30 protein-coding genes and 2 riboswitches are annotated in these 23,659 nt (G+C 45.3%); of the genes, 17 read left to right on the top strand and 13 right to left on the bottom strand.

The window, feature by feature from the left end:
- Positions 1-84 precede the first annotated feature (84 nt).
- Positions 85-840 carry a phosphate ABC transporter ATP-binding protein PstB gene (gene pstB, locus M662_RS11935; protein ID WP_008636974.1) on the top strand — a complete coding sequence of 252 codons (756 nt, stop codon included), beginning with the start codon at positions 85-87 and terminating at the stop codon, positions 838-840.
- A gap of 19 nt (positions 841-859) precedes the next feature.
- On the top strand, positions 860-1,519 hold the full coding sequence (phoU, locus tag M662_RS11930) for a phosphate signaling complex protein PhoU (protein WP_008636976.1): 660 nt from the start codon (positions 860-862) through the stop codon (positions 1,517-1,519).
- Positions 1,520-1,549: 30 nt separating this feature from the next.
- On the opposite strand, the gene M662_RS11925 is transcribed toward phoU, so the two are convergent.
- Together M662_RS11925 and M662_RS11920 are read right to left on the bottom strand one after the other, a co-directional pair.
- On the bottom strand, positions 1,550-1,993 hold the full coding sequence (locus tag M662_RS11925) for a hypothetical protein (RefSeq protein ID WP_008636979.1): 444 nt from the start codon (positions 1,991-1,993) through the stop codon (positions 1,550-1,552).
- Positions 1,990-2,376 carry a response regulator transcription factor gene (locus M662_RS11920; RefSeq protein ID WP_008636981.1) on the bottom strand — a complete coding sequence of 129 codons (387 nt, stop codon included), beginning with the start codon at positions 2,374-2,376 and terminating at the stop codon, positions 1,990-1,992. Before M662_RS11920 ends, M662_RS11925 begins: the two co-directional genes overlap by 4 nt.
- Before the next feature lie 179 nt (positions 2,377-2,555).
- On the opposite strand from M662_RS11920, the gene rpmG reads away from it, so the two are divergent.
- The 4 genes from rpmG to M662_RS11900 all read left to right on the top strand — a co-directional run bounded on the left by rpmG (position 2,556) and on the right by M662_RS11900 (position 5,231).
- Complete coding sequence (gene rpmG, locus M662_RS11915; protein WP_008636983.1) at positions 2,556-2,705, top strand: 50S ribosomal protein L33; 150 nt, start codon at positions 2,556-2,558, stop codon at positions 2,703-2,705.
- 55 nt (positions 2,706-2,760) lie between these two features.
- A complete protein-coding gene (locus M662_RS11910; protein ID WP_026577209.1) occupies positions 2,761-3,330 on the top strand; it encodes a 5-formyltetrahydrofolate cyclo-ligase in 570 nt (189 codons plus the stop codon).
- Positions 3,331-3,411: 81 nt separating this feature from the next.
- Positions 3,412-3,603 (top strand): hypothetical protein, encoded by a 192-nt coding sequence (locus M662_RS11905; protein WP_008636994.1) that lies wholly within the window; start codon positions 3,412-3,414, stop codon positions 3,601-3,603.
- A 95-nt stretch (positions 3,604-3,698) separates the two neighbouring features.
- Positions 3,699-5,231 (top strand): rhomboid family intramembrane serine protease, encoded by a 1,533-nt coding sequence (locus M662_RS11900; protein ID WP_008636996.1) that lies wholly within the window; start codon positions 3,699-3,701, stop codon positions 5,229-5,231.
- Here M662_RS11900 and M662_RS11895 read toward each other — a convergent pair.
- Positions 5,225-6,085, bottom strand: coding sequence for a hypothetical protein (locus M662_RS11895; RefSeq protein WP_008636997.1), 861 nt, complete (start codon positions 6,083-6,085; stop codon positions 5,225-5,227). The genes M662_RS11900 and M662_RS11895 overlap by 7 nt on opposite strands.
- Before the next feature lie 202 nt (positions 6,086-6,287).
- Between M662_RS11895 and M662_RS11890 the strand changes: the two genes are divergently transcribed.
- The 6 genes from M662_RS11890 (at position 6,288) to M662_RS11865 (ending at position 12,731) form a co-directional block, all read left to right on the top strand.
- Positions 6,288-7,691 carry a spore germination protein gene (locus M662_RS11890; protein ID WP_051348876.1) on the top strand — a complete coding sequence of 468 codons (1,404 nt, stop codon included), beginning with the start codon at positions 6,288-6,290 and terminating at the stop codon, positions 7,689-7,691.
- A gap of 66 nt (positions 7,692-7,757) precedes the next feature.
- Complete coding sequence (locus tag M662_RS11885; RefSeq protein ID WP_026577210.1) at positions 7,758-7,976, top strand: YqgQ family protein; 219 nt, start codon at positions 7,758-7,760, stop codon at positions 7,974-7,976.
- Positions 7,973-8,932 carry an ROK family glucokinase gene (locus M662_RS11880; protein ID WP_008637000.1) on the top strand — a complete coding sequence of 320 codons (960 nt, stop codon included), beginning with the start codon at positions 7,973-7,975 and terminating at the stop codon, positions 8,930-8,932. Before M662_RS11885 ends, M662_RS11880 begins: the two co-directional genes overlap by 4 nt.
- A gap of 289 nt (positions 8,933-9,221) precedes the next feature.
- Positions 9,222-11,102 (top strand): LTA synthase family protein, encoded by a 1,881-nt coding sequence (locus M662_RS11875; protein ID WP_026577211.1) that lies wholly within the window; start codon positions 9,222-9,224, stop codon positions 11,100-11,102.
- A 139-nt stretch (positions 11,103-11,241) separates the two neighbouring features.
- A complete protein-coding gene (locus tag M662_RS11870; RefSeq protein ID WP_026577212.1) occupies positions 11,242-11,928 on the top strand; it encodes an ABC transporter ATP-binding protein in 687 nt (228 codons plus the stop codon).
- Positions 11,929-11,942: 14 nt separating this feature from the next.
- Complete coding sequence (locus M662_RS11865; RefSeq protein ID WP_008637003.1) at positions 11,943-12,731, top strand: ABC transporter permease; 789 nt, start codon at positions 11,943-11,945, stop codon at positions 12,729-12,731.
- Positions 12,732-12,780: 49 nt separating this feature from the next.
- Here M662_RS11865 and M662_RS11860 read toward each other — a convergent pair whose 3' ends face one another.
- A complete protein-coding gene (locus tag M662_RS11860; protein WP_008637004.1) occupies positions 12,781-12,948 on the bottom strand; it encodes a DUF2759 family protein in 168 nt (55 codons plus the stop codon).
- 159 nt (positions 12,949-13,107) lie between these two features.
- On the opposite strand from M662_RS11860, the gene M662_RS11855 reads away from it, so the two are divergent.
- A complete protein-coding gene (locus tag M662_RS11855) occupies positions 13,108-13,731 on the top strand; it encodes an MBL fold metallo-hydrolase (RefSeq protein ID WP_008637007.1) in 624 nt (207 codons plus the stop codon).
- Between the two features lie 50 nt (positions 13,732-13,781).
- On the opposite strand, the gene M662_RS11850 is transcribed toward M662_RS11855, so the two are convergent.
- Complete coding sequence (locus tag M662_RS11850) at positions 13,782-14,027, bottom strand: DUF2626 domain-containing protein (protein ID WP_008637009.1); 246 nt, start codon at positions 14,025-14,027, stop codon at positions 13,782-13,784.
- 242 nt (positions 14,028-14,269) lie between these two features.
- Between M662_RS11850 and M662_RS11845 the strand changes: the two genes are divergently transcribed.
- On the top strand, positions 14,270-14,653 hold the full coding sequence (locus M662_RS11845; RefSeq protein WP_008637011.1) for a Spx/MgsR family RNA polymerase-binding regulatory protein: 384 nt from the start codon (positions 14,270-14,272) through the stop codon (positions 14,651-14,653).
- Positions 14,654-15,160: 507 nt separating this feature from the next.
- Here the strand turns inward: M662_RS11845 and M662_RS11840 are convergent.
- Genes M662_RS11840 through comGA form a run of 6 tightly spaced genes read right to left on the bottom strand, consistent with a single transcriptional unit; the run spans position 15,161 to position 18,646 of the window.
- Positions 15,161-15,577: a ComGF family competence protein gene (locus tag M662_RS11840; protein ID WP_026577214.1), complete on the bottom strand. Its 417-nt coding sequence runs from the start codon at positions 15,575-15,577 to the stop codon at positions 15,161-15,163.
- Complete coding sequence (locus tag M662_RS11835) at positions 15,561-15,887, bottom strand: type II secretion system protein (RefSeq protein WP_026577215.1); 327 nt, start codon at positions 15,885-15,887, stop codon at positions 15,561-15,563. Before M662_RS11835 ends, M662_RS11840 begins: the two co-directional genes overlap by 17 nt.
- A complete protein-coding gene (gene comGD, locus M662_RS11830) occupies positions 15,877-16,323 on the bottom strand; it encodes a competence type IV pilus minor pilin ComGD (protein WP_008637017.1) in 447 nt (148 codons plus the stop codon). The genes M662_RS11835 and comGD overlap by 11 nt, the downstream gene beginning before the upstream one ends.
- Entirely contained in the window at positions 16,310-16,609 is a 300-nt protein-coding gene (gene comGC / locus M662_RS11825; RefSeq protein WP_026577216.1) for a competence type IV pilus major pilin ComGC, read from the bottom strand. Before comGC ends, comGD begins: the two co-directional genes overlap by 14 nt.
- A gap of 20 nt (positions 16,610-16,629) precedes the next feature.
- Positions 16,630-17,682 carry a type II secretion system F family protein gene (locus tag M662_RS11820; RefSeq protein ID WP_008637020.1) on the bottom strand — a complete coding sequence of 351 codons (1,053 nt, stop codon included), beginning with the start codon at positions 17,680-17,682 and terminating at the stop codon, positions 16,630-16,632.
- Positions 17,636-18,646, bottom strand: coding sequence for a competence type IV pilus ATPase ComGA (gene comGA, locus M662_RS11815; protein ID WP_008637023.1), 1,011 nt, complete (start codon positions 18,644-18,646; stop codon positions 17,636-17,638). The genes M662_RS11820 and comGA overlap by 47 nt, the downstream gene beginning before the upstream one ends.
- Positions 18,647-18,744: 98 nt before the next feature.
- Here comGA and M662_RS11810 point away from each other — a divergent pair, with 98 nt between their 5' ends.
- Both M662_RS11810 and M662_RS11805 read left to right on the top strand, forming a co-directional pair.
- On the top strand, positions 18,745-19,227 hold the full coding sequence (locus tag M662_RS11810) for a shikimate kinase (RefSeq protein ID WP_008637026.1): 483 nt from the start codon (positions 18,745-18,747) through the stop codon (positions 19,225-19,227).
- Between the two features lie 49 nt (positions 19,228-19,276).
- A complete protein-coding gene (locus M662_RS11805; protein WP_008637028.1) occupies positions 19,277-19,462 on the top strand; it encodes a YqzE family protein in 186 nt (61 codons plus the stop codon).
- A 202-nt stretch (positions 19,463-19,664) separates the two neighbouring features.
- On the opposite strand, the gene M662_RS11800 is transcribed toward M662_RS11805, so the two are convergent.
- Entirely contained in the window at positions 19,665-20,471 is an 807-nt protein-coding gene (locus M662_RS11800) for a YqhG family protein (RefSeq protein ID WP_008637030.1), read from the bottom strand.
- Positions 20,468-22,111 (bottom strand): DEAD/DEAH box helicase, encoded by a 1,644-nt coding sequence (locus tag M662_RS11795; protein ID WP_008637032.1) that lies wholly within the window; start codon positions 22,109-22,111, stop codon positions 20,468-20,470. Before M662_RS11795 ends, M662_RS11800 begins: the two co-directional genes overlap by 4 nt.
- 177 nt (positions 22,112-22,288) lie before the next feature.
- A riboswitch (glycine riboswitch) is annotated at positions 22,289-22,377 on the top strand.
- Between the two features lie 3 nt (positions 22,378-22,380).
- Positions 22,381-22,476: riboswitch (glycine riboswitch) on the top strand.
- A gap of 66 nt (positions 22,477-22,542) precedes the next feature.
- Here M662_RS11795 and gcvT point away from each other — a divergent pair.
- The gene (gene gcvT / locus M662_RS11790) at positions 22,543-23,643 is read left to right on the top strand and encodes a glycine cleavage system aminomethyltransferase GcvT (protein ID WP_008637034.1); all 1,101 of its coding nucleotides are present in this window, start codon (positions 22,543-22,545) and stop codon (positions 23,641-23,643) included.
- The last annotated feature ends 16 nt before the right edge of the window (positions 23,644-23,659 follow it).

Raw genomic sequence — 23,659 nt, 5'->3', positions numbered from 1 at the left:
ATGATGAAAGTCATGGATAAAACAAAAAAGAACCAAACGACACCAGCGGTGGATCAGACTGCGGACCATGGTAGCAAGGAAAGCATGAAGAACATCATGGAAGTGGAGAATTTGAACCTTTGGTACGGATCAGACCAAGCACTGTACGATGTGAATATGGAGATTCCGGAACGAAATGTGACGGCAATTATCGGCCCATCGGGTTGTGGGAAATCTACATTCCTGAAAACGTTGAACCGTATGGTGGAAATGGTGCCGATTGTAAAGACATCCGGAAGTATTAAATACCGGGATGAAGAAATATTCAACAGTAAATTCAAGAAGGAATACTTGCGGACGAAAGTCGGTATGGTTTTCCAAAAGCCGAACCCTTTTCCAAAATCCATCTATGACAACGTTGCTTACGGACCGCGTATCCATGGAATCAAGAAGAAAGCGGTGCTGGACGAAATCGTAGAAAAAAGTTTAAAGGGCGCTGCTATTTGGGATGAGCTTAAAGATCGTCTGAACGAAAATGCCTATGGTTTGTCCGGTGGTCAGCAGCAGCGTGTATGTATTGCTCGTGCTCTTGCCGTGGAACCGGATGTCATTTTAATGGATGAGCCGACTTCCGCCCTGGATCCTATTTCTACGGCTAAGGTCGAAGAGCTCGTTCAGGAGTTGAAGAAGAAATACAGCATCATCATCGTCACTCACAATATGCAGCAGGCTGCGCGTATATCTGACAAGACAGCTTTCTTCCTAAACGGGGAATTAATCGAATATGCCGCTACGGATGACCTGTTCCAAACCCCTAGGGATAAACGTACAGAAGATTACATTACAGGCCGTTTCGGTTAAGAAACAAAAGGGGGATACTATGACGACACGAACACACTTTGAAGAAGCACTTGATGGTTTAAAGAAACAGATTCAGGATTTGGCTTTATCGACGAAAGAATCTTTGGACACGGCTATCCATGTTTTCTACGAGGGAGACCTGGAGGGAGCAAGGAAGATCATGGAAGAGGATGAATGGATTGATTTAAAAGAAGAAAAAATTAATGACGAAGCGATTCTTATGCTGGCAAAGCAGCAGCCTGTTGCCAGGGATCTGCGTAAGATCATCATTTCCATCAAGATATCTGCAGATTTGGAAAGAATGGCAGACCATTCCACGAACATTGCGAAGGCAACGCTTCATCTTGGTGAAAATCATGGGATAGCTATCAACCCGGAACTTAGGGAAATGGCGGTCATGGCGATGGACATGGTTGACCTCGCCATCAAGGCTTTCGAGTACGAAGATATTTCTCTTGCGAGGAAGCTTCAGGAAATGGATGATATCGTGGATGACAAATACGGGAAAATTACACGAGAAACACTTGAATTGACGGCGATTAACCCGGAACAGATCCAGCATATCATGCAGGTTTCCTATGTGGCGCGGTATATCGAGCGTTTCGCTGATCATATCACGAACATTGGAGAGAACATTTATTACCTGGTTAAAGGGAAGACGCTTGATTTGAATAAATAATGAAAAGGCCGCCAAAAGGCGGCCTTTTCATTATTTAGTAGAGATGGCTTCCGCTATTTCTTCCATAGACATGTTGGAATTGACGGTAACGGTACCCTGGCGTATATATCGGCTGTAATCGTTCTCCTCCATGTAGTCGGAGAGAGCGTCCGGGTCTTGAAGGATGTTTGTTCGGGCCAGTTTCTCAATAATATCAGGGAGCGTAGTTCCTGCTGTTATATCAAGGGAAAATGTGTGGACAGCTGTATCAGGCTTGGCAGCTTCCACAGGCTGTTCAGCAGTAAGGGCAGCCCTTTCGTCGCTGGTCATAACGGCATACCCATCATCTTCCAGCTGGCTGATCATTTCCTCTTTCGCAGGCAGCTGCCTGCTCTCCACTTTCTTAACCGGTTCGTCCGTAATCCAAAGGAATCCTGCAAGGATAAGAGCGGAAGTCATCAATCCCAGGGAGAAGGCTCTGAGTGACGTCTTCATTGCTTCACACCTGCCGCTTTCTCTTCCTCAATCAAGGACTCCACCGTATGTTCACTGAGTTTTGTCTGTTTCGCTATGTAATGTGTCTTATAGCCTTTTCTGTACATATGCAGTACGGTTTCTTCAGCCGGAAGGTCTTCGGGAACAGGCGCGGACGGACGCGGGGAAGCCGGGCGCGGAGCTTTATCTTCCACTATATGATCACTTAAAAGTTCTTCTTCCAGGACCTTCATTTTCTTTTTCATTTGATAATTGTTCTGCATCATCGTAAGAGAGACCTGCTCTACCTGCTTCTCTACTTCCTTCACACGATCTTTCATGAAAAATGAGAGGATGAACAGGACCGCGGCAATGATGACGATGGTACTAATGATGGATATCATAAAACCACTCCTTTTTTTTCTCCAAAATTAGTTATATCATAGATGGTCTCCGGTGACTATGGGTTTTCCGATGTTTTCCGTGAATATATACTTGAAAGGAAAGTTTCTTTTTGTTATTATGATTAAGTCTGATAGTGAAGGATAGACAGTGAATTCGATGATGATTAGGAGGAATACACATGCGCGTAAATATTACACTTGCTTGCACTGAAACTGGTGACCGCAATTATATTACTACGAAAAACAAGCGTAAAAACACAGAGCGTCTGGAGCTTATGAAATACAGCCCACGCCTAGGTAAACACACGCTTCACCGTGAAACGAAGTAAGCAGTAGGATTTTTTCCTACTGTTTTTTTTGTATCAAAAGAAGGGAGAGGACGTTGTGGACAAGACAGAGCTACGTTTCAGAGGAAAGCGTCTGCTTAAAGGGATTGGTGCCGGGGATAGAGAGAAGCTGGAGGCATCTATGCAGGAGAACCTGTTCCGCAGTTCTTTATGGAAGACAGCCGACGTCATAGGGGGGACGCTCTCCCAGGCTCACGAATGGTCGACTAAAGGGATCATTGAGGAAGGGTGGCGGGATGACAAAACGATTGTTATACCGAAGTGCTTCCCTGATACGAAACAGATGGCATTTTACCGCCTGGAAGATTACGACCAGCTGGAAAAAGTGTATTTCGGTCTTTTAGAGCCGGATCCCGAGCGAGCCGAAATGGTCGACAAAATGCAGATCGATCTTCTTCTCGTACCAGGGCTGTTGTATGACGCGGAAGGATACCGGATTGGGTACGGAGGGGGCTATTATGATCGTTTCCTGGAGGATTTCCGAGGGACTACGATGATGATGGCAGCGGAAATGCAGCAGCAGGAAAGGCTTCCCATCGAATCTTATGATCAGCCTGTCCATTATATTCTGACAGAGTCAGGCATCCGTTCCACAGTTGAAAAGTGAAGGAACTTAACTTTTCATGAATAAGACTACATCCGCCTGCGGAAAATAGGGATATCACAGAAAAGAGTCGAGGTGGTTTGGATGCGCCGTTTCTTCCGTTGGGCGGTTTTCGTGAGCACCATGATCAGTACGCTGTATCGCTACCGGTATATGGTTCTCGATGTGGTGGCGAAGGTCCCTGTATTAAGGAGAATACTGGTCCGTTTCTCGATGAACATTCCTTGGATCAGAGAAAGAATGCTGAGCCAAATGTTTCGAAGAGGTGGAGAGTAAAGCTGTCAGGTTTCCTGATGGCTTTTTTTGTGCACGCTATTAGCCCGCTTGAATGCCGTCATGGTATGATGAACGGGAAGAGGGGGGAATCGGTTGTGTTTATCGAACAGGAGTTTCACTTATGGAAAATGACCTATGATTTAGTGTTAAACAAAGGTTTCCAAGTTTTACATATGAATACTCAAGCAGGGGAAGTCTGGCTTGAGAAACAATACAAACGGAAAAATCATGTCGTCCGCATGAAACATAAACAAATCAATTGGAGAAGTGAATGGAAAAGAGATTTGGAAATCACCCTCACCCAGCTTAATCAAAATAAACAGCTGTTCCGCGGGGCGAAAGTCGTCTTTCATTCCATTTATATATCCGAGCATCCGCCGGTTGATGACTGGGAGGATGTATCCGAAATCACGTCCTCTTTTAAGACGACGACGGAGCTTTACTATCTCCATGATGAGAACAAGAGGGAAGGGACAGCAAAATTCTATGATCAATTAGGCTTGACGCCGATGGAAGAGACCGGAGATTGGGATGCAGATCAGAAAGAGGCTGCCATTCCTCAGCTGCAGCGTCAGATTGTAGCTCATCATGAAAGAAAGAAACAGGAAGTACAAGAGCTGTTCGGAAATGGAAAGCCGTTCGTCACTTATCTGCTTTTGGCTGTGAACGTCGCCCTGTTTCTTTTACTGGAGTGGGCGGGGGGAAGTACAAACGTGGAAACCCTCATTGAGTATGGAGCGAAATTTAATCCTGCAATCATGGAGGGGGAATGGTGGAGGCTCGTGACTTCCATGTTCCTTCATATTGGTCTTATCCACTTGATGATGAACATGCTTGCGCTCTATTATATAGGAACGGCAGTGGAGCGTATTTACGGATCGTGGCGTTATATCATTATCTATCTGCTTGCCGGAGTATTCGGAAGTGTTGCCAGCTTTATGCTTAACCCACAAGTCTCCGCAGGTGCTTCCGGGGCGATATTCGGATTGTTTGGTGCCCTGCTGTATTTCGGAGTTTGGAACAGACGGTTGTTCTTTCAGACGATGGGCTGGAATCTGCTGTTTATTATCGGACTGAACATCGCTTTCGGACTATTTGTTCCACAAATTGATAACGGAGCTCATATGGGTGGGTTAATCGGCGGTTTTATCGCAGCGGCGATCAGTCAGCTGCCGAAACAGAAGCGGCCAGGGCTGCGGACGGTGTCGGTGCTCGTATTTGCAGCAGCTCTTGGGGCGATGGTCCTTCTCGGATGGAATGGCACATTCAACGGCGGCCAGGTCTTTTCTGAAGTACAGAAAACGCAGGAACTAAATGAACAAGGGGAGTTTCAGGAGGTCATCGATCGTACGACAGATGCGTTGGAGGCCCCTGACTTGTATGAAGCGGAGCTTTTGTTTAACCGTTCTTATGCGTATTTTCAAGAAGGGGAGACCGCTCTTGCAGAGAAGGATCTGAATAAAGTCGTAGATCTAGCTCCGGATATGGCCGAAGCTCATTATAATCTCGCTCTTCTGTATGAAGAGCAGGGAGATATAGAGAAAGCAGCCTCTCATGCGAGAGAGGCTGCCCAGTTGGTTCCCGGCAATGAAGATTTCCATCGGTTTTATCAGGAACTCAATCAATAATATTGGAGCAGCTGATGTTTCTTACCTGTGTCGTCTTCATACAGAACCATTACATGCTTCCCCTTTTTATCGAAGAGAAGGAGTGGGATATAGCTTTGGATCGGGTGGCTGGAATTCGTATCATGGATACCCAGAATGTAGTTCTTATACAATCCTTCCCAAAGCTGTCCCTTAATCCTCTCTGACTGCCCTTTAGGAACTCCTGGAAGTTCTTTATCTTCAAAGTCTGCCAGGCGTGTGAGGGGAACAGCGGTATAGTCGCTTTCTTTCACTTGAAAGTGAGCGAGAAGCTCATCCCACTGGGCGCGGATCTGTTGATTAATGGTATGATCGAGCCGTTGTTTCCACTCTTCTTCCTCCGGTGTTTCCGGGGATGTAAAAGAGGTGCGCTTCGTATGCGGAGAATCGATGACGTAGAGCTCATCTCCGGATGTTGCCTGAATGCTCCTGATTGCTTCCTCCCCTAGATGAAGCTCACCGTGATGGAACGATACCGCTTGATATTTCTGACTGTCCTCTCCGTGGATGCTCGTTTTCTTCTTGATGATGGACGCGTTCTCCTCCCATTTGCTCACCACTCCTTTTAGTCTTCCATTTACATATAGAAGGGAAACATCCTGACGCAGATACATCGGTTTTTCGCTCTCGGAAGAAACTTCCCAAACCACTTCATATTCATCTTCGTCTTCCTGGCCGGAAAATTCCAGACTCGTCCCAAAAGATTTGAATGCCGTTGTCTCATCCAGCGGGAAATATTTAATGACTGCTTCTTCCGTGTAAGATTGTGTGAACACAGCGATGGTGGCGGCTAATACGAGCAAACCCAGCACCCAATAAATCCATACCTTCTTCACCACTACCAACTCCCTTGAAGGCTGAAAGCTATTCTATATAGGGAGGATATGATGTTTTTCTCCGGGACATGCCTGTGAATTCCTTGATCGTCCATGCATGATTCCTCTTGTTTGGAAAAAACTAACCGGTAGCAAGGAAGAAGGAGGAAATGCTGTGGAGGAACAACGGTTATTTCAGGACTACTCAAAAAATGTTTCCTATATGAAAGAGCGGCTCGGTGTGGATGAGAGCTTTGACATGATCCACCTTGATCTCGTCTACGCAGGCAGGGGCATGTCCCTGTTCATGGTCGACGGCTTTGTGAAAGATGATATACTCCACTATTTAATGAAGTTACTATCGGAGCTTGATAAAGATCAGCTTGAGCCTGATCCGCTGGAACGCCTGCTTCGAACACACCTTCCTTATATAGAACTGGATAAGCAAAAGGATTTAAATAAAGCAGCAGATACGGTATTGGCAGGACCAACGGCGCTTGTCGTGGAAGGTGTGGATGAAGTCATACTCATCGATGCCAGGACGTATCCGGTACGCGGCCCCCAGGAGCCCGATTTAGAGCGGGTGGTTCGAGGATCCAGGGACGGTTTTGTTGAGACGATCGTTTTTAATACGGCACTAACACGGAGAAGAGTGAGGGATCGCTCCCTTCGGATGGAGTACTTGCAGATTGGAAGACGTTCCCAAACGGATGTGTGTATCTGCTATATTAAAGACATCGCAGACACAGAACGCGTCGAGCACCTCCAGCGTGTGTTGAAAGAGATCGATACGGATGCTCTTCCAATGGCGGAGAAAACGATCGAAGAATATATCAGTGGGAGATATTGGAATCCTTACCCTGTCATTCGATATACGGAAAGACCGGATACAGCCGCCGCCCATCTATATGAAGGGCATATTCTGGTCATCATTGACGGATCACCAAGTGTAATGATTACGCCGGCTACTTTTTTTCATCACTTGCAGCACGCGGAGGAATACCGGCAGAAACCGCTTGTCGGCGCATATTTGCGCTGGGTTCGTTTCTTTGCATTCTTTGCGTCTATCTTTGTATTACCTTTATATTTCCTTTTCTCTAAACAGCCGGAATTACTGCCGGAATTATTGTCATTTATTGGTCCATCAGAGGCGGGAATCATTCCGCTGATCATCCAGTTCCTGATTGCCGAGATCGGTATTGACATGCTGCGTATGGCGGCCATCCATACACCATCATCGCTCGGGACAGCACTTGGTCTTGTAGCGGCGATCTTAATCGGACAGGTTGCCGTCGAAGTCGGCTTGTTCTCGAGTGAAGTCGTCCTCTATTTAGCACTCGCTGCCGTGGGTACGTTTGCAACACCGAGCTATGAAATCGGTCTCGCAGACAGACTCTCACGAATGGCGCTGTTGTTGTTTACCGGTGTGTTCGGAGTGAAAGGGTATGTCATAGGTGTGACGTTTTGGATATTGTATCTTGCGAACATGCAGACCTTTAAGACTCCTTATTTGTGGCCGTTTCTTCCTTTCGCCTGGAAGCCGTTGCGGGATGTCCTGCTCCGTTCACCGATCCCTCTCAAAAACAGACGGCCTGCGTTCCTGCATCCCCAAGACCCCGACCGTTAATGGTATCGGGGTTTTATTATTTTCAGAATGCGATGGACTTGGTATAATGGATAAAGGTGATGCTTCGTGAAAACGATTTATGATATTCAGCAATACTTAAAAAAGTTTGGAACATTTATTTATATCGGAGATCGTATTGCCGATCTCGAGTTGATGGAAGAGGAAATCAGGGAGTTGTATAAGGCCCAATGCATGTCCTCCCATGATTACCAAATGGCCATTTTACTGCTGCGTAGTGAAATGGCAGAAGAGAGAGAACGATTGAGGGGAGAGGGAACATCATGACACAAACCTATTACATAGGTGCGGATATCGGAGGCACGACCGTAAAACTGGCTGTTATTAAAGAGGACGGCGACATTCTTACGAAATGGGAGATACCTACGAACACCACAGACATGGGGGCATCTATACCTGCTGATATTGCAGAAGCAATCGCTTCCAAATTGCAGGAAAGCGGAATTGACAGGGAACAGGTAGCCGGTATAGGTGCAGGAGCTCCCGGTTTTGTTGATACAGAAACCGGCTTCATACATGAAGCGGTCAATATCGGCTGGAAAGATTTCGATTTCGGTATGCACTTGAAGGAATTGACTGGTTTACCTGTCTGGGTCGATAATGATGCCAACCTGGCCGCTCTCGGGGAAAATTGGCTCGGAGCCGGGCAGGGATGCAAAGAATTGATTGCAGTAACGATCGGAACCGGCGTCGGTGGCGGCATTATTGCGAACGGCAATATCTTAAACGGCGCAAATGGAACAGCGGCTGAACTCGGCCATGTGACCGTCCTGCCTTCAGGCGGGGCGCCATGTAACTGTGGAAAGACCGGCTGTTTGGAAACGGAAACATCTGCTACTGGAATTGTTCGTAAAGCAACGATTGCTGCCAATAAGGACAAGACTTCTATATTGAACGATCTTATCAATAAAGGGGAACTATCTGCGAAAGCAGTCTTTGAAGCAGCAGCAAATAAAGATGCTTCAGCTGCCCAAGTCGTGCATGAAGTGACAGAGACCCTGGGGATGGCCATCGCCAACCTGGCCATTGCCATTAATCCGGAGAAAATCGTCATTGGCGGGGGCGTTTCCAAAGCCGGCGACATTCTGCTCAAGCCGCTGGAGGAAGCGTATAGAAAATATGCACTGAAGCGGACGGCGCAAGCTTCGTCCTTCGGTATCGCCCAATTAGGGAATGATGCAGGAGTAATCGGTGGTGCCTATTTAGTCAAAAAAAATCGATAAAGAAAAAGGAGCTGAGTGATCAGCTCCTTTTTCTTTTTATAAAACAAATTTTTCCTTTCAAAATTATAGGGATAAGGCTTCCCTTTTTAGTTTTCCTTTATTATGATAGGAGATGGATTATGTTCGGTTACAAATGATGGAAAAATATTTTTTTGAAACTTTTAGCGTATGATACTCGTCATATAAGACGAAGCTGTTTAATAATCTTATGGAGTGGAATAAGCTAAAGGATCATGCGGGGCACGATAACAACGTGCAGAACCGCTATTGCTATAGAGGAGGAGCCATCATGCAGGTAAGAAATAATCGCATTCCGCTTTTTGTGATTGCGACATTACTGTTCGGGCTGAAAACCTACCTGGTTTATCGGTTCTTTTTTGATTTATCAATAGAAAATCCGATGCAGGAATTCATCTTGTTCTTTAACCCGATTGCAAGCGCCTATCTCGTTTTCGCTGTCAGTGTTTGGTTTAAGCCTAATAGCCAGCGGAAATATTTGAGATGGACGACGTTACTCGGAACTTTGGTATTGTTTTTTAATCTGATTTTTTATAGAAATTTCACGGACTTCATTACCCTCCCGGTATTATTCCAAGGAAATAACGCAGCCGATTTGTCAGGAAGCATCCTGACACTGATCCACTGGGAAGATATCTTTCTGTTCCTTGATGTGGCGGTTGTCTGGTATTTGAGTACGAAAAAGTTCGATTTGACCGTCAGACTTCCAAAGAACGGCAAGATTGCAGCAACAGCGATTACGTTCCTGCTGCTCGCCGGCAACGTGGTTCTTGCTGAAATTGAAAGGCCCATGCTGTTCGTGAGGACGTTTGACAGAGAATACCTGGTGAAGAACATCGGGATTTACAACTATCATCTTTATGACGCGACGATGCAGACGAAGACCAAGGCACAGCGCGTATTCGCCGATGGAAGTGAAATCAGTGAGATTGAATCCTACATTGAGGAGACTTCGCCGGATACGGTGGATAAGAAAGATGAGCTTTTTGGTATCGCTGAAAATAAAAATGTCATTTTCGTCAGTGTGGAATCTTTCCAGAATTTCCTGCTTGATTCGGAAGTGAACGGGAAAGAGATTACGCCTTTCCTTGATGAATTGAAAGAACAGGATGATACCATATTCTTTAATAATTTCTATCATCAAACCGCACAGGGAAAAACATCGGATTCTGAATTCATCGTTGAAAACTCCCTTTATCCTTTGGGAAGAGGAGCGGTCTACTTCACCAATGCCGATAATGAATACCACGCTTTACCGGAAATACTGAACAATAACGGGTATGAAACGTCTGTTTTTCATGCAAACAACGCCAGCTTCTGGAACAGGGATGTCATGTACGACAACATCGGATATGACGAATTTTACGATGAGAACTCCTACCAGATCACACCGGACAATTCGTTCGGATGGGGGCTGGAAGACAAAGCTTTCTTTGAGCAGTCAATCAAGTATTTACAAGCGCAGGAGAAGCCGTTTTACAGTAAGTTCATTACACTTACGCACCATTTTCCTTTCGAACTGCCGGAAGAAAAAGCACATATCGACCCATACGATTCCAATTCAAACACCCTTAATGCCTATGTGCAGACGGCTCGTTATACGGATGAGGCCCTGGAGCAATTCTTTCAACAGCTAAAGGATTCAGGGATATATGAAGACTCCATTATTGTTCTTATGGGGGATCATTATGGTATCAGTGATTTCCATAACAAAGCCATGGGACAGTTCCTGGGAGAGGAAGTGACTCCTTATGTCCAGACTCAACTCCAGCGTGTCCCTTTCATGGTCCATATTCCCGGGTATGAACAAGGTGGGATCAATGAGAAAGTGGTCGGCCAAATCGATGTCAAGCCGACATTGCTTCACCTTCTCGGTATCGATGCTTCGGAGGATATGACCTTTGGAGACAACATGTTCGGGGAAAGGAAAAAAGATTTTGTCGCAATGAGAGATGGAAGCTTCGTGACGAATGATTACGTCTATGCAAGTGAAACATGCTATGACAGGGAAACGGGAGAACCTCTTCCGGAAAATCAGAAGGACGCATGTGATCAAACAAAAGAGGCAGTGAATAAAGAATTAAGTTATTCTGATAATATTATCTATGGAGATTTGTTCCGTTTTTACGATTTTCAGAAGACCGGAAAATGATATGACAAACCCTTATTCCCTATGGGAGTAGGGGTTTTTTATGTGAAATTCTGCGCGGGGTGGTTTGTCTACATATTTTTGTGCATATGGGGGTATGGTTACATATATACATAGTGATTTAAGAAATGGGGGAAGCCTTATGTTCCAATTGAAGCATGTGTATCAAGATCCTTTGGAAGACATCAACTTCACGATGGAGAAGAATGAAAAAGTCATTCTCTTCGGACCTTCAGGTGCAGGGAAAAGCACTCTATTGTTCCTGCTGAACCGCTTGAGCGATCCGCAAAAAGGAGAAATTTATTTCAAAGGAGAACCGATTGAGAATTATTCGATAACTAAACTTCGTAAAGAAGTAGGACTTGTTCTTCAATCTCCGAACCTTTTTCCAGGAACGGTTCTTGACAATATTAAATATGGACCAAGTCTGTCTGGAGAATGGAATGATAAAGAGGGGAAAAAGCTGATGGAGTATGTGCAGCTGCCATCCAGCTATCTCAATCGGGACGTGGAACAGCTGTCCGGCGGTGAAATGCAGCGCGTGTCTCTTGCTAGAACCCTCGCGAATTCTCCGGACGTTCTGCTTCTGGATGAGCCGACCAGTGCTCTGGATTACCGGACGGCGGAAGAGATCGAAGAGGTGCTGGAGGAATTGATTCATGAACATTCTTTAACGATGCTGATGGTTACACACAATCTCTCTCAGGCACGCCGCCTGGGAGACCGTGGTCTTTTTATTGCAGATGGACATCTGCAGGAAGACGGCCCCTTCCCGGATATGCTGGACCATCCGAAAACAGAAAAACTTTCTCAATTTCTTGAAGATTAAGGATGTGAGTACTTTTGACGCCTGAGATATCTAACCAATCTTTGCTATTCCTGATTATTTTTGTAATCGTTCCACTTGCCTTATCTTATTATTATCAACTGGGTGTCAGTAAAAGTGTCATTTGGTCGACGCTTCGCGGGACGGTTCAACTGTTTGCCATCGGCTATATCCTGACTTATTTATTCGATCTCCCTGCCGCATACGGCATTCCCTTCATGTTGACCGTTATGATTATCATCGCTACATTTCATGCCAGACAGAGGGGAAAGGAGCTCCCTTATGTAGGTTTCATCCTATTTTTCGGGCTTTTGGTTATTGAGGTCGGAGTATTAACACTTTGGCTGGTGTTTGATATGATCAATTTTGAACCCTCGGAGGTCGTACCAATGAGCGGGATGGTTATTGGAAACAGTATGACAGCAATGGGACTCGCGCTCGAACGGATGAAGGAGGAATACAAAGAAAACAACGGACGGATCCTTGCAGCGTTGTCCCTCGGGGCTGAACCAAAGCAGGCTTCCCATATGATCGTCCAAAAAACGCTGCACGCTTCTCTCATTCCAAACGTGGATCGTTTAAAAACGATAGGTCTTGTTCAACTGCCGGGGATGATGACCGGACTAATCCTTGGGGGAGTCTCACCGGTAATGGCTATTAAGTATCAGCTCGTCATATCGCTAAGTATCTTTTCATCTGTCTCCCTTAGTGCGATGTTTATTACACTTGCCATGTACCGTTACTTCTTCAATCAGAATAAACAGCTGCTTGAAACAGAAGAGGAGATACGTAACAACCGATCCTGATTAAGCACAAATAAGCGGCCTTCCATTGGGAAGGCCGCCTATTTGTCGTTCATGCCACAAAAAGGTTGTGCCAAATCGTCATGACGGAGAACCATCCAAAAACCAACGCGGATGCACCTGCAAAGACGACAGCGAAAAAGTTCTTTGTTTTCAGCTCTCTTAAGACTGCGAAGATACATAAGATAGTTGCGAGTAAAAGAAGTATAGCTGTTACCATGATCAGCACCTCCAAAGCTCTTTTCTTTATTATCATCCACTAGGCATGGATGTTATACTATATGTATCGAGTATATTCTATCTTTCATTTTATAGGAAAATTTTGAAAAAGTCGAGTTGCATTCTGTGTATTTTGAAAATTATCAGTGAGGTGTATGTTTTGATTAAAATTTCCAGATTACCACTGGGTCCGGTGGCTACCAACGCTTATATCATTCATGAAAACAAAAAAGCAGTTGTTTTTGATCCTGGTGGAGATTTCAATAAGTTGGATGATTACTTGAAAGAGCGGGAACTCGAGGTAGAGGCTATCCTTCTCACTCACGCTCATTTCGACCATATAGGTGCCGTTGATCAACTGAGAGAAGCCTATCATGCTCCTGTTTATGTACATAAGGAAGAGGCGGACTGGCTGCAGAATCCTGATAAGAACGGATCGAAGCTGTTCGGATTGGGAGAGATAACAGCAGCACCTGCCGATCAGTTCATCGAAGTGGGTCCAATGGAGATTGCGGGCATGCCTTTTGAGGTCCGACATACTCCCGGTCATTCTCCGGGAAGCGTCTCCTATGTTTTCCGGAACCAGCGACTGACAATTGCCGGGGACACCTTATTCCAGGGCGGAATCGGCAGGACAGATCTTCCGGGAGGCGATCGTTCCTTGTTGAATCGCAGTATACAAGAACAATTGCTCACTCTTCGAAATGATATGAGAATCTTCCCGGGACACGGGATGCCGACGACCGTTGGAGAAGAATTAGGCACCAATCCGTTCCTTAAATGAATCGCACTATGAAAAAAACCTGTTATCCTCAACTGGATAACAGGTTTTTTTCAGTGCCCTCCGAATGTTGGTACGAGAATGAATGAAGTATAATACGTGAAACCGATCATAAAGACTGTCAAGTATGAGAAGAATATGTAGACATACATACGTTCAGACAGCTTCAGATAACCAATAGTAAGGAAAAATGCCGTTTGAGCAAGTGACAATAGTGCTGCTTCCATCATATCGCCGGCAAAGAACATGACAGTGAAGATCCCTGTCCAGAAAGCCAGCACCCGGAACATACGGTCCATGCTTTTCCCCCTCCTTCTCGCGCGTTAGAGTATCAACTGTAATTATATCCGAACCAGTAAAAATTGTAAATAAAACGCATACATAAATACCTTCTTTCAGTTTGTGCATTTTTCGTCGGCATATTCACTCAAAATTAAAATTATTTTCGAATTTTATGTCGAAATAGGTTTCAAATATTGTACAAAGGTTATACAGGTACTATACAATAGAGGCGTACCAAAAAAAGCGAGGAGCGAAAAAAATGGAAGAGTTAAAATTCTACACATACCCAAGTTGTACATCTTGTAGACGGACTAAGTCATGGTTGAAGAGCCAAGGGGTGGATTTTAACGAACAGCACCTATTTCGTGAGACTCCTACGAAGGATGAATTGAAGAGAATACTAGCACTGACGACCCATGGAATTGATGAAATACTGGCTAAACGCAGCAAGGAATATAAAATGTTGAACATGGATGTAGAGGATATGACATTAAACGAATTTCTCGAACTTGTTACAGAAAAGCCTAAACTGCTTAGAAGACCGATCCTAACCAACGGAGAAAAATTGGTTATCGGCTATGACCTCGATGGTTTGAGAGGAATTACCAATAATCGTTTGGAATATACGGCTATCATTTCATAAACCATATACAAAAGGAGCGCCTTTCTAAATAGAAAAGCGCTCTTTTTGTTTGTAAAAGTATCCCTAATCCATAAGGAGGGGCCATCATTCAAATGTGCATGTACATGTTCTGCAGCAAAGAAATAAAGAGGGAACACCGGCCCCGTTCCTCATTTGGAGGGGTCTTGATAAGTGACAACTGATTTTACAGATTCGTCTGATAGGGAAATGGTCCAGTTGCAAATCCACCCGCCTATCTGATCTTTTGTGCAGACCGATTTGATTTCCCCCTCGGGAAGCTGTCGAACGAATGTATAGGTTGATTCACGGTCTGGAGTAGAAACAAGTGCATCGTTTAAAATGCTCTGTGTCGACTGCACAAGGTATTGGGAGGTGAGGGCGCGTTTGGTCATCTCTGTATTGCTAAGCTGGTTCTTATACATGGCTGTTGTCGTCAGTAAGGCGGAGCAAAGCACCAGGCATATTAACAATGCCCATGGAAAGATAACTCCTTCCTCTCGTTTTTTTTTAAGGCAGATGTATGAGTCGTTGAAACCTACTGTCCTCATGGATCTGTACCTCCAAAGTAAGGGTGGATGGACCATTATCGTGTATAGTGAAAGATTCAACTGGAGTGAGTAATGTTTCGTGACCTGTTCCATTTACGGTTCTACGTACGATGGTGCCGTATTGCTCAATTTGAATGATCCGGTCATCCCAAGAAACAATTTGAAGGGTGTTGCCGTTTAAAGAGAAGCTTTTAGAGGCATTGATCTCTTCCTGTATGAAGTGAAACAGGTGGAGCGAAGCCTGTTCTTCATAGTAAGAAGGGTTGCGGATAGAAGTGAGTAAAGGAGTCGATAAGAAAAGGATGATGGTAATGATAGTGAGGCTGAACAGTGCTTCCAGAAAAGTAAACCCATTAGACTCATGAAGACGGGGCATGTAAGCAAAACTCCTTAGTCTCTTTATCTTTCCTTTGCCAGGTAATACAGCCGGTCAGGATGGAATCGCTTTTCCATAATTGGATTTCATAAGCGGTCGGCTGTGTTCCGGTATAATGAAAGGAAAGAGGTTTTTCATCTGTATGCAGCTGAAGTTCATCATATAGTCGGACTGCCATTTCTCTTTCCATGGCAAGCTCTTTTTGATCAGAGCGGAGTTGAGTCAGAGCAGGCAGGACGGTAAGACAGATGACCATGACCGTGCTGAAAGCGGCGATTGTTTCAAGGAGCGTAAAACCTTCATTCTTCATCTATTCTCACCCTGCTCGTTCCGAATGGAAAGGTGACTTTGTATGACGTGTCTCGAGAGGTGAACTTCATGGTTCCCGGGGATTGAATGATTCCTCTTTGATTAAACTTTACTTGAGGCTTGAGTGTCAGCATATTGATTCTCCAATCAGCTGGTAATGTGCGCTGAAATACCATTCGTTTTTCCTTGCTGTCATATAAAGCGTACTGATTGTTCGTTTCATAGAAGTAAAGGGTGAAGTAGGGGTGTTTATATTGAGTCAGCTGCTGGGATAACAGGACGTCTTCCTGGAATTGCTGCAGAAAGAGCTTTTCTTGAACGTGGTGGAGGGTGTGATGGTGCAGAGGTGCGATACAGAGGAGGAGGATGGACCATGATAACAGGACGAGGACTGTTTCTGTAAACGTGTAACCGCTCTGTGAATTAGGAAGGGGCATGATCAACTTTGCCGTCTGTAATCGTTAAGGTATCTCCATTCGGACACTTTGTTTCTTTCAAATATCCCTCGGTTTTTAATACGTCTATCGTCGTTGGATAGGCATCATTATCAAGAAAATAGGCTTCTGCCTGGGCTTCCGCCGTCGCTGTGAGTGCCTCGCATCCTTTGTCGCGGATATTCTGACTATTCTTGGTCATGTTTGGAATCGTGATGATAAGCAGTACGGAAATGACCAGCAGCACGATAAGCATCTCGATTAGTGTGAATCCTTTTTCATTTTTCATGTTTGAACGACTCCTTTTCGTTATAGTTGATTCATCCATCCATATAGAGGAAGCATGATGGATGCATAAATACTTATGATCACCACAGCTACCAGAACGAAAAATATCGGCTGTATTCTCTGGATCCAAGTCGTAATCTTACTCTGAATATGTTCAATGAAAAATTCAGCCAGTATTTCCAGTTCGCTTTGCAGTGCTTCCACATCGTTGGTGTGGTGGAAGATATCAGTCAGCTCTGTTCGGAATAACGGGCAGCTGTGTAATGCCTGTCCAAAAGACTTTCCCTCGCCCAGCTGAAGGAGGATCTCTTTACTGTAAGTGGACAAAACCTCATCCCCGTGATGGTCCCGCATCGTTTCCATCGATTGCTTTAAGGTCAATCCCGCACGCAGTAAGGAGTGAAGGTGGGTAGTGAAGGAATAGGAGGCAGAATAGGAGTAATAAACGCGCAGTACTGGAAAACGCTGATAGAAATCCAACTTGTTTTGTACGGACATCCTCGGTAATATAAACAGGAGAGATACAAGAGAACCGCCCAGGAGCAGGAAAATGATTACCATTCCGGTCATGAAATAATCGACCCCCATCAGCAGCCACAAAGTGCTGGTGGACTCTCCTTCAAAGAGTTGGATGAAATTAGGCAAGACGGTCCTTTTCATGATTGTAAAAGCACCAATGAGGAAAACTAAGAGCAGAAGAGGGTATCGGAGGACGCGGGTGATTCTTTCTTTGTATTCTTTCTTCATTTCCATAAGCTGTTTGGTCTGACGGAAGATGTGAGGCAGGTCGAAGTGGATGTTGCTGAAATATAGAAAGTTGGTTACGGTTTTTGAGAAGCGGGCGTGTTTATAGGCCTGATCAATCGTATCTCCTCTTCCAAGTGCTGTAATCAGTGACTCTGCGACAGGCTTTAATCGTGCGTCCCAACCGGTCATTCTTAAAGCCTCAAGCAGAGGATATCCCTTACTGAGGATATGACTGAGTCTATGAAGGAACAGGATTTGCAAATGATCCGGCAGCCTTCGATCAGAGGAGCGGACCTGCTTCCTTTTTCTCAATAAAGCCGAGAGCATAGGCTTTCCTCCTCAGTTTCTGGAATGAATGAAAAAGATGTGGGGAAGGTGCGGTCCCGAGCATCGCCCGGCGTAGGAGCTCTCCTTCAAGCATTTCGAGAATAGCCGCTCGTTTCGGCAGCTGTTTGTTTGCCGTAATTGGAACGAGCTGCTGAGCGGTGATAGCAATGAGGGACTGCTCCAATTCCGCCTGCTGGATGTCCATCTCCTTCAAACGGTGAATGGTTCCATAGGCATTCATTGCGTGAATCGTACTGATGACGAGGTGTCCGCTGAGCGCTGCTCGAAAAGCGAATTTTGCTGTTGCCTGGTCCCTGATTTCTCCGACCATCAATAGATCAGGATCATGACGAAGTGCCGCTTTGAGACCGGTGTCATAGGTAACACCGGCCCGTTCATTTACCTGGACCTGAATAATGTTGTTCAGATTCTTCTCGATGGGATCTTCAAGCGTGATGGCCTGGAAGGAGCTCTGTGTCATGAGGGATTGAATCAAGGCGTACAGGGTGGTTGTTTTTCCACTCCCTGTCGGTCCGGTAAACAGGATCATTCCGCTTCGGTGACGAAGCCAGGATTCCAGACGGTTCCGCTGATGAGGGAAGAGGAAGAGTTGTTCGAGTGGCATATGGTTCATCGGATTCAGTATGCGAATGGCGAGACTCTCCGTTCCGGTAATGGGAAGAGTGGAGAGACGGAGATCGAAAATCGAGTGGTTGTTTCTGTAAGGGATGGTGCCGTTCTGGGGGCGCTTCTGTTCACCAATGTCCATACCGGAAGTGAACTTGTAATAGGAAAGGATTTTCTGATACATAGGCAGTGGAAGTTTCGAGTGGAAAATTCGTTCCCCATGGATGCGGAAATGGACGTTCGCGTTCTCGGAGTAAGGTGTGAAATGGATATCGGAGGCAGACTGCTGAATCGCGGAGAGGACGAGGTCGTTTGCGCGGGTGGCGACGGAGTTCAAATGAATAATCACCTCATTTCTAAATTTATACATAGAATTATATTCGACAATGATCGAGTAAATCCTGCTTCAGGAAAAAATAAAAAGGGGGCCCGTCAATGATTTTTATCGTAGGTTTCATGGGAAGCGGAAAAACGACCGTAGCAGAACAGCTTGGAGAAGCAACCGGGTACAAAGCGGTGGAGATGGACAGAGAAATCGAACGTCTGGAAGGGATGACGATTCCTGAGATGTTCGAGCGATACGGAGAAGCGTATTTCCGTTCTGCGGAAACGCGTTTTCTAAAAGGGCTTCACGGGGACGGCATTGTTTCCACCGGGGGAGGCGTCATTCTCCAGGAGGAAAATCGAAGAATTCTTGCAGAAGGAACCGTCGTTTATTTAAGGGCGGAGTGGGAGACGATCACAGCACGTCTCGCCGGCGATAAAAATCGTCCTTTGTGGTCCGGTGCATCTTCTGACAAGCAGAAGCGGTTTCAAGAACGCCTTCCTTATTATAAGGAAGTGGCGGATATCACCATTGATGTAGATAAGAAATCACCACAGGTAATAGCGGAGGAAATACAATTGCGTCTAAAATAATGGTGATAGGTACATACTAGAACCAAACGGTTAAAAAAGAGGGATTCAAATGGACAAGAATGATTATGTGAAATTTTTGACAGAAGAAATGGTCAAGTACATGCATTTGTCTAAAGAAGAAAAAAGGTTGAGGAAGGAAGAGAAACCTTCCAAGAAATCATCCTCGTATTGGTTCGGCATTCTTCCCTTTGCTTGGAAGTTGTTTAAAAGAAAAAGAAGGATTACAAATCCTTGAAACCGAAAAAGCCGCTGAGAAATCAGCGGCTTTTTTCAGCTTGTTGAAGAAGTGATATGCAGGAAGGGAAGGCGAATCAAGTAAAATGAGCGCTTCCACTGGCCCGTATGCCTTTTCTCTATGTCTTATCCGTTTGTGGATTCCCGCTCACCAAACGCAGACGCGGCGGATGAGAGGTTCTTCTCTTCCGCCGACTGTTTTGTTATCGTTTGGTCAGCCACTCGGCACTCGTATTCTGCGATAGGTAAAAAAGACCGCCGTTTATAACGTCCCACTCAATTCTCGGTTTGTAGCGGATGTCGAGCTGTTCTCTTTCCCTTGTGAAAGAATCGAGGTCAATGTCTTCCGACTGATAAAATGTTTCCAACAACTCTCTCTCTTTATTCCATTCTAAAATGGATTCTTCCGCCCATTTATTCGTTCTCGCTTGAATATGCTGTTCCAGATGCTTTTGTATGCGTACATAGGCGTTCTTCAAGGAAATCACAGGTGTCATCGGGAACGTATAGTCGGATACGGTTGATTCAAACCGCAGCGGCATGATCCGCTCCATCATTCCGACCATAAGCGTCCCGTGAATGAGGTTTATACCAATGGATAAAGGTTCGTCCTTAGCTTGTTTTCCTCTGTATTGGAGCTGCAGGTTTAAGATGAGCCATGGACTCATCGCCCTGTTTGTACCAGGGGTATCGATGACTTCGTACAAACGAGCCGTCTTCCCTTTCTTAATGGCCGTATGATAGAGCGAGTGCAGCTTCGGAGTGCCGGCATGAAGATAAATTCCTTCTTTTTCCGTATGGTTGGTATCGGTGAAGGTCAACTGCATCGGGTCTCCATCCCGGTTCATTTTCTTCATATAATGCCAGTAGAACGGGCGGTTCATAATCTCTTCATCCATTTCACTGGTCAGCTGGACCGTAAAATGTCCTTTAGCTTTGTCTATAATGGAACAACCGTATGTTTCAAAGAAAGATTGGACGAAACTTTCGTGCGGGTTTGTTTCATTCAACTGGATTCTCTCCTCTCATTTACGCTGTATTCTACGTAGCTGACCAGATTGTTCAGTTTTATATTCACTTCGCCTTGACTCTCCGACTGCTTAAGGATCGACTGTATCTGCTGATCGAATGACCCTCCAGGTATTTGCTCCAGAATGTGGTCCAGGTCTCCGACCGCATTCTTAAAGACTTCAATTTTCTCATAAAGCATATTCATGATATGGTCTTCAATCGTATTTTTGATGGCAAAGTTATAAATCTTGACGTCGTTTTCTTGACCGAACCGGTGAATCCTGCCGATTCTTTGTTCGAGGCGCATCGGGTTCCAAGGCAGGTCGTAGTTGATCATGTGGTGACAGAACTGCAGATTAATACCTTCTCCGCCCGCTTCGGTTGCTACCATGACTTGAGCCTTATCTCTGAACAGCTGCTTCATCCAGTCCCGCTTCCCTTTATTGAACTTTCCGCTGAATGGGACCGAGGTAATTCCGTGCTGCTGCAGGTACCACTGGAGATAGAACTGGGTTGCCCGATACTCTGTGAAAATAATGAACTTTTCTTTTGTCTGTTCAATTTTTTCGATCATTCGCTTCGCTTTCACATGGTGGGGGAGACTACCGACCGCCTCCATGATGTCATCATACAAGGCGCTTTTCCCTTCCGGTGCTTTCTTCTTTAATTCTTGAAGCGACAGGAAACAGGCTTCTCTGGAAGAACATAATTCTTTCGCAAGGGTCAGCCACGTAAACGAAGGGTGTGAGGCTTTCAATGTCTCGAGGCTTTGGTAGACTTTTGCCTCTTCCTCGGAGAATTCCAGGCGTTCATTCGTCACTTTCCGCTTGGAAGCATCCAGTCCTGTATCCTTCCGCCGGTTCCGAATCATTAATTTTCCAACAAGAGAATGAATGTGTTCTGTACGTTCGTCTTGATCGGCATTCTTCTGGTATTTCTTTTTGAAATCTGTCAGGTTTCCCAAATATCCTGGTTTCAATATAGAGACGAGATTGAACAGGTCGCTCAGTTTGTTCTGTATCGGTGTTGCCGTGAGTAACAGGCAGTAAGTCTTTTTCAACGACTGGACAAATTGATAGTTCTTCGTCTGGTGATTCTTTAGTTTATGTGCCTCATCAATGATCACCAGGTCGTAATCAATATTAAGTATTTCCTCTTTATGCTGTTCTCTTTTCGCCATATCAATCGATGTGACCGTTATTTCCCATTCTTTCCACGATGCATGTTTTTTCCTGGGAGAAGCGGCCTGAATATAGAATTTCTCGTTCAATTCCTGTATCCATTGGTTCACGAGAGATGCAGGCGTGAGAATCAATACTTTCTTCGCCCGCCCTCTGATCATAAGCTCTTTCAAAATCAGCCCTGCTTCCAGTGTCTTACCGAGCCCCACTTCATCAGCCAGAATCGCCCTGCCATGCATATGGTGGATGACCTTGGAGGCAGCTTCTATCTGATGTTCCATGAAGTCGATATGGGGAAGGTGTTCAAGGGAAAGCAGACCATCAAAGTGTGGGACCGTTTGGAACTGTGCCGCTTTATAGGCAAGTTTGAACCCCTCCCAGGAACTCAGTCTTTCCGAAGAGTCCAAATGACCGGATAATGTGTGTAAAAACGCTTCATCTGGATGAATTTGAATCATATGGAATCGCTCCTTTTTCTAATAGTTTGCCTTTCGTAAAGATTGTGAATAATTTGTTGAATTCCCATGTCTTTTGTAAAGAATGCGTGATATAATGTAGCTGAATTTGAAGTGAAAACCGCATCCATAAGCTATAAAATAGTATGCCCGCTGCAATCTAATAAAATACGAAAGCGGATGACTGTAATGGGAGAGACTACTACCGTGGCGCCGAAGGAGCAAACAATCTTTGTGAATCTCTCAGGCAAAAAGACCTTTACAGGACGCAACTCTGGAGAGCGTCTGCGAAGAAGCAGACCGCCCAAGAAGCAAGCGGACGGATATAGGAATCCGTACGTGAAACTTTCTGGCTTACATGGACAGAGACTCCCTTGATTACAGGAGGAGTCTCTTTTTTTATGGATGATCACATTGCATAAGGAGTGGTTTGGATGACAGAGTTGAAGCGTACCCCTTTGTTCCCTGAATACAAAGAACTCGGAGCAAAAACGATTGATTTCGGAGGTTGGGATTTACCTGTCCAATTTACGAGTATCAAGGAGGAGCATGAGGCTACACGAACGGCTGCCGGGTTGTTCGATGTATCCCATATGGGAGAAGTGATGGTGGAAGGACCGGGCAGTCTTCCTTTTCTACAGAAAATGTTGACGAATGATGTTTCTAAATTGGAACCGGGGAAGGCCCAGTATACGATCATGTGCTATGAGAACGGTGGAACGGTCGATGATTTGATCGTCTATCATCTGGACGAAGCGAAATACTTGCTCGTCGTCAATGCAGCGAACAGAGAAAAGGACTATCAGTGGTTGAAAGATCACCAGACAGGCGATGTGACAATCCAGGATGTATCGGATGAATACGTTCAACTTGCTGTCCAGGGTCCCAAAGCAGAAGAGATCTTGCAGACATTGACGGACAGCGACGTTTCTTCCATTAAGTTCTTTCGTTTTCTATCCGATGTCCGCTTGAAAGGTGTATCAAAAGAAGCTATTGTCTCACGGACCGGATACACCGGCGAGGATGGGTTTGAAATATACCTTCCTGCAGAAGCTGGAAGGGAGCTGTGGCAGGCGCTTCTTACTGCCGGTGAGCCGCACGGATTACAGCCGATCGGGCTGGGGGCGAGGGATACGCTTCGATTTGAAGCGAATCTGGCGTTATACGGCCAGGAGTTAAGTGCGGATATTACTCCGATGGAAGCAGGTCTTGGCTTTGCGGTAAAAGTGAACAAGGATGCGGACTTCATAGGAAAGAACGTGTTGAAAGAACAGAAGGGAAACGGTCCTCAAAGGAAGCTTGTAGGAATTGAAATGATCGATAAAGGCATACCGCGTACGCATTATGAAGTGTTCGTCGGAGAAGAGAATATCGGTTTTGTAACGACAGGTACCCAGTCTCCGACTTTAGGAAAAAACATTGGACTTGCCTTATTGAAGAAAGAGTTTACGGAACCTGGCACGGAAGTCATTGTCCAAGTGCGGAAACGCCGTTTAAAGGCGAAAGTCGTCACTACACCATTTTATAAACGATAATTAAATGAAGGGGGAA

Origin of the sequence: Bacillus sp. SB49, assembly GCF_000469135.2 — a bacterium.
In the GTDB taxonomy this organism is placed as follows: domain Bacteria; phylum Bacillota; class Bacilli; order Bacillales; family Halobacillaceae; genus Halobacillus.
This window is presented reverse-complemented; position numbering and strand designations above follow the sequence as displayed.

Bases quoted from the DNA above. Each gene is read 5' to 3' on its own strand.
- comGD (WP_008637017.1), bottom strand. From the start codon at position 16,323: ATGCCCCTTCCTAATTCACAGAGCGGTTACACGTTTACAGAAACAGTC.
- M662_RS11880 (WP_008637000.1), top strand. From the start codon at position 7,973: ATGACACAAACCTATTACATAGGTGCGGATATCGGAGGCACGACCGTA.
- M662_RS11905 (WP_008636994.1), top strand. From the start codon at position 3,412: ATGCGCCGTTTCTTCCGTTGGGCGGTTTTCGTGAGCACCATGATCAGT.
- M662_RS11835 (WP_026577215.1), bottom strand. From the start codon at position 15,887: ATGAAGAATGAAGGTTTTACGCTCCTTGAAACAATCGCCGCTTTCAGC.
- M662_RS11920 (WP_008636981.1), bottom strand. From the start codon at position 2,376: ATGATATCCATCATTAGTACCATCGTCATCATTGCCGCGGTCCTGTTC.
- M662_RS11845 (WP_008637011.1), top strand. From the start codon at position 14,270: ATGGAAGAGTTAAAATTCTACACATACCCAAGTTGTACATCTTGTAGA.
- M662_RS11890 (WP_051348876.1), top strand. From the start codon at position 6,288: ATGAAAGAGCGGCTCGGTGTGGATGAGAGCTTTGACATGATCCACCTT.
- M662_RS11850 (WP_008637009.1), bottom strand. From the start codon at position 14,027: ATGGACCGTATGTTCCGGGTGCTGGCTTTCTGGACAGGGATCTTCACT.
- M662_RS11810 (WP_008637026.1), top strand. From the start codon at position 18,745: ATGATTTTTATCGTAGGTTTCATGGGAAGCGGAAAAACGACCGTAGCA.
- M662_RS11805 (WP_008637028.1), top strand. From the start codon at position 19,277: ATGGACAAGAATGATTATGTGAAATTTTTGACAGAAGAAATGGTCAAG.
- M662_RS11860 (WP_008637004.1), bottom strand. From the start codon at position 12,948: ATGGTAACAGCTATACTTCTTTTACTCGCAACTATCTTATGTATCTTC.
- M662_RS11840 (WP_026577214.1), bottom strand. From the start codon at position 15,577: ATGCCCCGTCTTCATGAGTCTAATGGGTTTACTTTTCTGGAAGCACTG.
- M662_RS11870 (WP_026577212.1), top strand. From the start codon at position 11,242: ATGTTCCAATTGAAGCATGTGTATCAAGATCCTTTGGAAGACATCAAC.
- M662_RS11925 (WP_008636979.1), bottom strand. From the start codon at position 1,993: ATGAAGACGTCACTCAGAGCCTTCTCCCTGGGATTGATGACTTCCGCT.
- phoU (WP_008636976.1), top strand. From the start codon at position 860: ATGACGACACGAACACACTTTGAAGAAGCACTTGATGGTTTAAAGAAA.
- M662_RS11820 (WP_008637020.1), bottom strand. From the start codon at position 17,682: ATGCTCTCGGCTTTATTGAGAAAAAGGAAGCAGGTCCGCTCCTCTGAT.
- comGC (WP_026577216.1), bottom strand. From the start codon at position 16,609: ATGAAAAATGAAAAAGGATTCACACTAATCGAGATGCTTATCGTGCTG.
- M662_RS11875 (WP_026577211.1), top strand. From the start codon at position 9,222: ATGCAGGTAAGAAATAATCGCATTCCGCTTTTTGTGATTGCGACATTA.
- pstB (WP_008636974.1), top strand. From the start codon at position 85: ATGAAGAACATCATGGAAGTGGAGAATTTGAACCTTTGGTACGGATCA.
- rpmG (WP_008636983.1), top strand. From the start codon at position 2,556: ATGCGCGTAAATATTACACTTGCTTGCACTGAAACTGGTGACCGCAAT.
- gcvT (WP_008637034.1), top strand. From the start codon at position 22,543: ATGACAGAGTTGAAGCGTACCCCTTTGTTCCCTGAATACAAAGAACTC.
- M662_RS11795 (WP_008637032.1), bottom strand. From the start codon at position 22,111: ATGATTCAAATTCATCCAGATGAAGCGTTTTTACACACATTATCCGGT.